Source organism: Mesonia sp. HuA40 (genome assembly GCF_008017835.1).
Classification (GTDB): Bacteria; Bacteroidota; Bacteroidia; order Flavobacteriales; family Flavobacteriaceae; genus Mesonia.
The window spans coordinates 18,698-27,891 of the sequence record NZ_VRLT01000016.1; the positions used below are offsets into that span (position 1 = coordinate 18,698).

Consider the following 9,194-nt stretch of genomic DNA (forward strand, 5'->3'; position numbering starts at 1 on the left):
TATGTTTAATTTGAAGCTGCAAAGATAATTACAAACTTGGTAGCAATCCAAAAAAGAAAACGGAGGTTTAAAGAAAAGTAGGAGTTTTTTAAATAAGATTGTTTTATTGATACTAACATAAAATATATTATGATGAAAAAACAATTACTTTTTATTTTTTTCTTAATCAATTTTGTAGGGATTGCACAAACCGCTAGCCCTACGAGTATAGAGATGTGTGATGATGATAACGATGGAATTACATTATTTAACTTAACTGTTGTTGATGCCAATGTATTAAACGGACAATCGTTTACAGATTACTCTGTTTCTTATTTTGAAACATTGGCAGATGCGCAAAGTAACTCCAATCCATTAAACCCAAGTTATACCAATGTGGTAGCTTATTTTCAAACCATTTATTCTCGTGTTGAAGAGATGGCTACAGGTAATTTCGCCACGTCGACGGTAGATTTAATTATTTATGATACTCCTGTTGCTAACCCAGCTCCCGATTTAATTTTTTGTGATATGGGAGGAGGGAGTGCAAGTTTTGATCTTACCCTTAACTCATCTGTTGTATTAGGCACTCAGAACCCTAGCATGCATAGTGTTTCTTTTTATATCAGTCAAGCTGATGCAGATGCAGGAACTAATGAAATTGCAAATCCACAAGTTTTTACAAATACAAATAATCCGCAAACAATTTATGTGACTGTGAAGAATAATGTTGGAGGATGTTTTGCTACAACAAGTTTTAACTTGATTGTATTGGATTGTGCCACTAATATTGATAATGATTTAGTAGCAACCGCCGATGAAGATGTAAATGGTAACGGAAACTTAAATGATGATGATACCGATGGCGACGGATTAAGAAACTATGAAGATGACGACGATGATGGTGATGGCGTTTTAACCGCCGATGAAGACTATAACAATAACGGAGACCCAACCGACGATGATACCGATAATAGCGGAACACCAGATTACTTAGAGTCTAATGTTGCTTTAGCAGTTGCCAATATAAAAGAAAATAACTTTACTGTTTATCCAAATCCTGCGACAAGTAATTTACAAGTTAAATCCTTAAATAGTGTTGAGGTCGAAGGTTTAAAGATGTGGAATGTTTTAGGAGAGGAAATAGAACTCAAATCATCATCTCTTCATGGAAATTATAGTTTAGAAGTTTCTCATTTAACTTCTGGAACTTACTTTCTTCAAATACAAAGTCAAGGTCAAACAACAATTAAAAAAATCATTATCAACTAAAACTTGTAATTGACAAAGGAGTTTAAAATGTACGATGAATAATCGTACCTTTGCTTTTTAAAGCTAATTTTCTTCATGAAACAAAATAAAATAGTACAGCTTCAAGAATTAGGGTTAAAAGATTTTCAAGAAACTTGGGATTTTCAAGAACGTTTATTTCAACAAATCATAGATACAAAGGTGGCTAATAGACGTGAAGATAAAGATGATGAAACAAAAAATCATCTTCTTTTAGTAGAGCATCCGCACGTTTACACCTTGGGTAAAAATGGAGATGCTAAAAACTTGTTACTCGATGAAGCTAACTTAAAAAACATCGGTGCGCGTTTTTATAAAATTAATCGAGGCGGCGATATTACATATCACGGGCCGGGACAACTGGTAGTTTATCCTATTTTAGACTTAGAAAATTTTTTTACCGATATTCATAAATATCTTCGATTTCTTGAAGAAGTGGTTATTTTAACTCTGGACGAGTATGGTATTAAAGCGCAAAGAAGCGAGGGCGAAACAGGTGTGTGGTTAGATGTGGGTACTCCTTTTGCGCGCAAGATCTGTGCTATGGGGGTGCGTGCTAGTAGATGGACCACTATGCACGGGCTGGCGCTCAACGTGAATACCAATTTAGGTTATTTTGACCATATTGTTCCGTGTGGTATAGAAGATAAAGCGGTTACTTCGCTGCACGTTGAGTTAGGAAAGGAAGAAATTCCGCTGTCAGAAGTGAAAAGTATAATGCTTAAACATTTTGAAAAACGGTTTGAAGCACAATTGAATTATGATTTATGAACACCCAAAGAGTAACATTCACCAATAGAGAGGGCCATAGCTTAAGAGCTCATTTAGATCTACCTGCTTTTGCAAAGCCTAAGCAATATGTATTATTAGCACATTGCTTTACTTGTGGTAAAGATTTAAAAGGCTTTAGAAACATAAGCAAAGCACTAACTCAAAATGATTTTGCCGTATTTCGGTTTGATTTTACAGGTTTGGGGCAAAGTGAGGGTGATTTTGCTGAGACTACTTTTTCTAGCAATATCACCGATTTGCTAGATGCTGCAGCATATTTGAAAGAGAATTATCAAGCTCCAAGTTTGCTGGTAGGACACTCGCTAGGAGGAGCAGCAGCTATTTTAGCGGCGCGCCACTTACCTACTTTAAAAGCTTTGGTTAGTATTGGCAGTCCCAGTCATACTAGTCATGTTAAGAATCTATTTGGTACTGCGCAAGAAGAAATACAGGCAAAAGGGGAGGCGCAGGTGGTGCTAGCCGGACGAAAATTTACCTTTAAACAAGAATTTATTGAAGACTTAGAAGAGCATAATCCGCTTAAAGCGTTAAAAGAATTGCGTCTTCCTTATTTGAATTTGCATGCGCCTCACGATGAGGTAGTTGCTATTAAACACGCACAAGAACTTTATGTAGCCGCCATGCATCCTAAAAGTTTTGTGAGTTTAGACAGCGCAGACCATTTGCTTTCAGATGAAAATGATGCTGTTTATGCGGGACAATTAATAGCATCTTGGGCCAAACGCTATCTCCCAGAAATAGAAAGTGAAGTAGCTCAAACACAAGATTCGGCTACCGCAAATTTGCATGTAGAAGATGGGTTTACTACTCACATGCAAGTAGGGAGTCATTATTTATTAGCCGATGAACCCACAAAGGTTGGAGGTAAAAATAAAGGGCCTAATCCTTTTGAATTTTTAGCAGGAGGGCTTTCAGCATGTACCGCCATGACTTTACGGATGTATATTGATCAGAAAAAATGGCCAGTAGATCAAATTAATGTGCTCACCCAACATCATAAAATAGAACGAGAAGAAGCGGGCGAAAGCATTAAGCAAGATTTGTTTAAACGAAAAATTACTTATAAAGGGAGTATAGATAGTAAACAAGAGCAGCGACTACTTGCGATTGCCAATCGTTGTCCCTTGCATAAAACACTAACGAGCGTTTCTGAAATCGAAACCGAAATAAATCAACAAAACCATTAGGTTTTAATTAAGTTGATAAATTAAAACACTATTTTTTTCACCCTGTACAATTAATTCTAACATACCTTTAGCATCAATATTTTCTATGCTTGCACGAGAATTACCGTAGACGGGGAAGCCGGGTAGCAGTTCTCCGTTTTTATCAAAAACATAGACTTTTTGTGCCTGGGTATCGGTTATGGTAATATAGGTTTGTTTATTGAATTCAAAAATAGCGGGTTGGGTGTACAAACCGTAATCAAGTTGAATACGTTTATCATTTATAAGCAATTCGTTTTCGTTGCTAATGGCCCAAGTACCATTTTTAAAAGCAGCAGTATGATTATCTTGTAAACCTAAATCCTTCCGCGTAAGCTTAGCTTTTTCATCAATTAATATTTTACCTTTGGTATCTAAACTGCTAAACTTATTTTTTTCCACTTGCCACTGCGCAGAGCTAAAATCTATTTTCTCTTTAATTTTTAAGCGCTCTTCACCAGTACGACTTAACAGGTGTAAGCTTCCACTTTCTTCGGGTATACTAATGTAATCTCTAGATTCAATGCGTAAATGATTAGGCGTGTTTAAGATAGGCGATGAGGTGGGTTTCATTTGAAAGCCTTTTACCTGCTTTCCGTTTTTATCCCACATTAAAACCACATTGTTTTGGGTGGTTACAAACCTATAATTGTGGTTGTTAGCATAATCAAATACGCCCAAGGCTTGGGTTTGTGGCGATTTAAATTGAAGGGGAAAGGGTTTTACCGATTTACCATTTACCGCCAGAATATGCAGTTGATGCGACGTGGCAAAAGCGAGTTGCAAACGGCTATTGTTATAAAGATCTACTACTTGAGGTTGACCTAAAATGGGTCCTTCTAACGCTTTGCTAAAGACAAGCTCTCCTTTGTAATTGAAAACTTGAAGCAAATGGTCTATGTCTTGAACTGCAATATATTGCTCACCCGTTCGCCAATAAGGGAAGAAAAAAGGAGCTTTGTTAATGGGTTTCTCTGTTTTTATGGTGCCTACCTGTATTGCGTTTTGATTACCGCTTGGGCGATTAATTTTTTGCATAACCATATGCACGTGAGCAAAATTTGTGTCATATACCAATTGTATGGCAGCTATAGGAAACCCATTGGTTTTTATTTGCTCTATATCTTTAGTAAGGTCTGATTTAAACCTATCTTTTAAAAGATTTTTGAAGTTATCATTTAAACTTACGCTAAGTATACTCGAATAATCGCTTAGCGATGAAAGTGTTTCTTGGTAGTAATTTTGATTGATTAAGGTAGACTCGTTTAAATAATTGGCTATTATATGCTCTATACTCGCTATTTTTTCAGCGAAGATGAGGTGATTATCTAAAAAGCAGTAATAACTTAATTTCTTGGTCGTAATCAATGGATAGAACTGTTTTCTAAACAAGTCAGCATTATCAAATTTAAAAATATCTATAGATCTAAAATTTTTGCTTACTTGCGTATGGGCCAATAAGGCTTCTTTACTCAAACTAATATCTAGTGCTCGCGCTGCAACAACATCCCCTTGAGGCAAGTGTATACTACCAATTTCTACTAAAGTTTCCGCTAAACTGAGGCTGTCTTTGGTTTTGGAGTTCTTTTTTTCATTACCTAATGCTTCAATAAGTTTTTTACCTTGGTCAAAAGTAAAACTGGTGTAAGCGTAGGCATTTAAAGGTACCACGGCGGCCAATTCACTTTTTTGTGGTTTAACCGAAGCAAAAGCGTTTATGGTAGCTCTTTGTGCAGGAACAGCCTGAGTGATACCGTCTAACTGAATTTTTTCTTTCTCTAGATTGATTTCTAACATGCTCCAGCCCGTAAACTCTTTTAAGTTATTAAAAGTGCGGGTAGAATATTGATCAAAATGCGCTATAACCTCTGGGAAATTAAAGAAAAGTGCAAATTTTGCGCTAACACCGGTTTCATAAATTTTTTCTAGGCCAGCCGGTTGCGGAATGGGTGTTGCAAAATTTCTTATAATATTTTCAAGCACTAGTTTTGAAGTACTCACTACAAAAAGTTGCTCTAATTGTACCGTGTAGGCTTCAACATTATTTAAGGTATAATGCTTTACGGTAGCATTATCATAGGTGTAACTAGTAACTTTCTTGTTTTTAATTTTACCAAGATCAACTAGTTCTGGGGTATGCTTGCTAAGTAATGTGATGGCTGGGCGGTCTTTACCAGCTGGGGTAAAGCAAATCAAGCTCTCTTCTTCTAATTTTAAATAGTTATGGTTTAAAAATGATTGTGTAAAATAAGTCAAAAACCCATCATATTCCTGTTGCCTCAACCACTCTTGATTTTTTAATTGATTGATAAAAATTGAAAAGTCACTTGTTTTTAAAACCGCAAACGTTTTTGGGGGTATGGCTCCAAATAAATCTTTTTGAAGCTGCTTTTCTTTTTGGCAACTCGACAATAAAACGGAAAAGGTTAAAAATAAGTATAATATCTTTCTTGTCATCTTAGGCGTAACTTGTTTAAACAAAATTATGAAATTATAAGGCCAAAGTATATTGTTCTGGTAATAACCTAAAACTTTTTCTGTGATATGCGCTGATTCCGTGGGTGCGAATAGCAGCCCGATGTTCTGCAGTAGGATACCCCTTATTCTTGGCCCAATTATATACAGGGGCTTGCTCATGAATTTGCAGCATATATTGATCTCTAGCAGTTTTAGCCAAAATAGAGGCCGCGGCAATATTTAAAAATTTTGCATCACCTTTTACAATACATTGATGCGGAATACCATTTATGGGCGTAAACTTATTGCCATCAACAGCAATAAAATCTGGCTTTATATTAAGTTGTTCAATGGCTCGTCGCATAGCCAAGAGCGATGCCTGCAAAATATTTATTTCATCTATTTCTTGCTCACTTACGTGTACTATGGCAAATGCCAAAGCCTCTTGTTTTATGATTGGACAAAGATTTTCGCGCTGGGCAGGTGTTAATTTCTTGCTATCGGTTAAAAAAGAATGTTTAAAATTTGGCGGCAAAATAACCGCCGCAGCCGTTACAGGGCCTGCAAGACATCCGCGCCCAGCTTCATCGGTTCCGCATTCGTAATTATGAGTACTATATTGTAATGGTAACATAGTACAAAAATACAAGATAATTAAAAAGAAGTACTTATAATTTGATAAATCCTGTTTAACAAAAAAATGATACTTTTGCCTCAGTTAAAAAGCACTATGTTTAAACAGCTTATTCTTTTAATAATTATATTTACTGCGCAACAGATTTGTGCACAAACGCTTCGTGGTAATGCTGGTCAGTTTGGTAATAGATCAGACCAGATGAAGCAAAAGTCGGTGATTGATAATCGTGAAAAGCCGCCCATTACAGATTATAAAATAATTAGTCATACTCAGGATACCACTTTTGTAGATACTACACTAAGCATTGCTAAATTTTATAAATACAATTACCTGCGTAAAGATAATTTTGACAAACGGGCGTATTCAAATATAGGGGAAGGATATACGCAACTAGCTAATAAAATTAAGAATAATGCGATATCGGATATAGGGATGCACGCAAAACAACACCCAATTCTAGGTTTAGAAGATGTGTCCTATTATCACGTACCCACCCCGTTAACCGAATTGTATTTTAAAACCACTCTGGAACAAGGGCAAAGTTTAGATGCCTTTTTTACCTCAAACATCAGTAAAAAGCTTAACTTTTTTATAGGGTATAAAGGTTTACGCTCACTAGGTCGATACAAAAACAACTTGACCAGTCAAGGAAGTTTTAGGCTTGGTGGTAGTTATACGAGCGATAATAAACGCTATGTATTGAAAACCCATTTTGTTTCTCAAGATTTGAGTACTCAAGAAAACGGCGGGCTAACGAGCCTAGCGATTGAACAATATAAAAGTAAATCGGGAGAGTTTGATGACCGCACCCTACTGGCAGTCAATTTTCAAGATGCCGAAAGCAAGTTTTACCACAAACGTTTTGTACTCGATCAAACGTATCATCTCATTGCCACCGATAAGAATGCAGGAGCTGGTGCCTTATCGCTCAATCATTATTTTAATTTCACAGACAAAGAGTACAACTATTTTCAACAAAATGCCTTTGACGGATTTGGTGCTAGCTTTACGGAATTAAAAATCAACAATGAAACCGAATACCAACAGCTAAACAATGCTTTTAACCTAGCATCAAATCTTAAAAACATTGGCTACCTAAAAGCCGGATTGGAATATAGTCATTTAAATTACGGCTACAGGCGCAAGGTTGTTCTCAATACCCAGACAATTCCAAATAATTTGAAAGATGATATTTTGCAGTTCAAAGCTTTGTATTCTAATCAGTTTAACCAAATAAGTTTGCAAGCCAATTTGGTGGCCAAGATACTAGGAGAATATGCAGGAAATATATTGGATGCCGAAGCAGCCTATCATTTTGGCAAAGAAAATAAATTTGGAGCTAAATTGCTTATAGAAAAAACCAGTCCAGATTTACAGTACCATGTGTTTCAAAGCGATTATAAAGCATACAATTGGCGTAAAGACCTTGATGAGGTAGAACAGCAAAAGTTTACTGCTTTTCTGCAAATGCCCAAGTGGGTCAACATTGAAGCTTCTTTTTCTCGAATTAAAAATCTAACCTATTTTGAATTTTTAGATAGCCCACAAGCCATTTCAGATTCAATTGTTAATGCAACTCAAGCATCTTCTAAAACCATATATTTTGATGTAAAAGCGAATAAAGAAATTGCTGTGGGATCTTTTAAATGGGATAACACCTTGTTATTTCAAAAAGTAACTCAGAACAACGAAGGGCTCAATCTTCCCGATTATGTTTTTAGGAGCACACTTTTATATGAAGACAAGTGGTTTAAAGATGCCTTGTTTTTACAAACGGGCTTAATGCTTAATTACGCCTCCCAATTCTACGCCGATGCTTATAACCCTATAGTAGGTAATTATGTAGTGCAGAATAAATGGGAGATAGACGTAGACCCACAAGTCGATTTCTTCTTTAATGCCAAAATACAACAAACCCGACTATTCTTTCAATTAGAAAATGTATTAGATGCATTTACAACCAATAATGCATTTGTTGCACCAGGTTTGCCTTCTCGTGATTTCAGTATCCGATTTGGTTTGGTCTGGAATTTCTTTTTGTAGAAGTTGCTTACCTATATCTAGATAATTTATTTTTTAAGAATAGTTGTTGAATAATTATTCCCATCGCTTTCGCGGAGTTATTCTCGTTACCTATTAATAATTGGGTCAGGTTAAATAGGAGGAAGTGGGGGTGGATCATTATTTAACCCTTGAACTTTTGCTATAAGAATAAGCCTATCGAATACGAGTATAAGCAAGTAAACTTCCATTTTAGTAAGCCTGGCTAAAATTTTCAAAAAACTTTGGGTGGTTAAATCACTTGTTAGCAAGCCATTAGTATTTCATTAAAAAATAAAATAAAAAAAAGCCTATAAAAAGTTTGCACAATGGAATAAAGGTTCTACATTTGCACCCGCAATCGACGCAAGTCATTGTAAGTTCATTAAAAAGCGAAATAGTTTAATTTAGGGGTTGTGAGATAAAGAAAGACTTTTTATCTTTGCCTTCTTGAATAAGCTAAGCGGTTATCAAAAATAAATTTTAAAAAAATTTCAAATTTATTTTGGCAGAACAAAAAAAGTTTCTATCTTTGCAGCCGCTAACACAATAAGTGTTAAACGATCTTAAAAACAAGATGATTGGTAAATAAAATAAAGGTTCGATTCCTTTGCATCTAACAAACGAAGTTGAGGTTTTTTTTTAAGCTGAAGCGGAGTAAAAAGTTCATTGATTTATTGAATTGACAGTGTATATTTTTACTTGGAAACGAGTAAGAAATGCGAAATTAAAACAAAGGCTAAATAGAATAGTTTTGAGTCGAGATACTTAGTTAGCTAGGTATTGAGAAAAAT

The 9,194-nt window shown here is 35.6% G+C and carries 6 protein-coding genes; 4 read left to right on the forward strand and 2 right to left on the reverse strand.

The genetic code is table 11. From position 1 onward, the window contains the following. Positions 1–129 precede the first annotated feature (129 nt). The 3 genes from FT993_RS01800 to FT993_RS01810 all read left to right on the forward strand — a co-directional run bounded on the left by FT993_RS01800 (position 130) and on the right by FT993_RS01810 (position 3,248). Positions 130–1,251 carry a T9SS type A sorting domain-containing protein gene (locus tag FT993_RS01800; protein ID WP_147860830.1) on the forward strand — a complete coding sequence of 374 codons (1,122 nt, stop codon included), beginning with the start codon at positions 130–132 and terminating at the stop codon, positions 1,249–1,251. Positions 1,252–1,326: 75 nt separating this feature from the next. Next, on the forward strand, positions 1,327–2,040 hold the full coding sequence (gene lipB, locus FT993_RS01805) for a lipoyl(octanoyl) transferase LipB (protein ID WP_147860831.1): 714 nt from the start codon (positions 1,327–1,329) through the stop codon (positions 2,038–2,040). Next, on the forward strand, positions 2,037–3,248 hold the full coding sequence (locus FT993_RS01810) for a bifunctional alpha/beta hydrolase/OsmC family protein (protein ID WP_147860832.1): 1,212 nt from the start codon (positions 2,037–2,039) through the stop codon (positions 3,246–3,248). The genes lipB and FT993_RS01810 overlap by 4 nt, the downstream gene beginning before the upstream one ends. A 3-nt stretch (positions 3,249–3,251) precedes the next feature. Here the strand turns inward: FT993_RS01810 and FT993_RS01815 are convergent, their stop codons facing one another. Both FT993_RS01815 and FT993_RS01820 read right to left on the reverse strand, forming a co-directional pair. Continuing rightward, complete coding sequence (locus tag FT993_RS01815; protein WP_147860833.1) at positions 3,252–5,723, reverse strand: hypothetical protein; 2,472 nt, start codon at positions 5,721–5,723, stop codon at positions 3,252–3,254. 34 nt (positions 5,724–5,757) lie between these two features. Next, the gene (locus tag FT993_RS01820) at positions 5,758–6,357 is read right to left on the reverse strand and encodes a ribonuclease HII (protein ID WP_147860834.1); all 600 of its coding nucleotides are present in this window, start codon (positions 6,355–6,357) and stop codon (positions 5,758–5,760) included. Positions 6,358–6,453: 96 nt separating this feature from the next. Between FT993_RS01820 and FT993_RS01825 the strand changes: the two genes are divergently transcribed. Further along, positions 6,454–8,403 (forward strand): putative porin, encoded by a 1,950-nt coding sequence (locus FT993_RS01825; RefSeq protein ID WP_187240733.1) that lies wholly within the window; start codon positions 6,454–6,456, stop codon positions 8,401–8,403. The last annotated feature ends 791 nt before the right edge of the window (positions 8,404–9,194 follow it).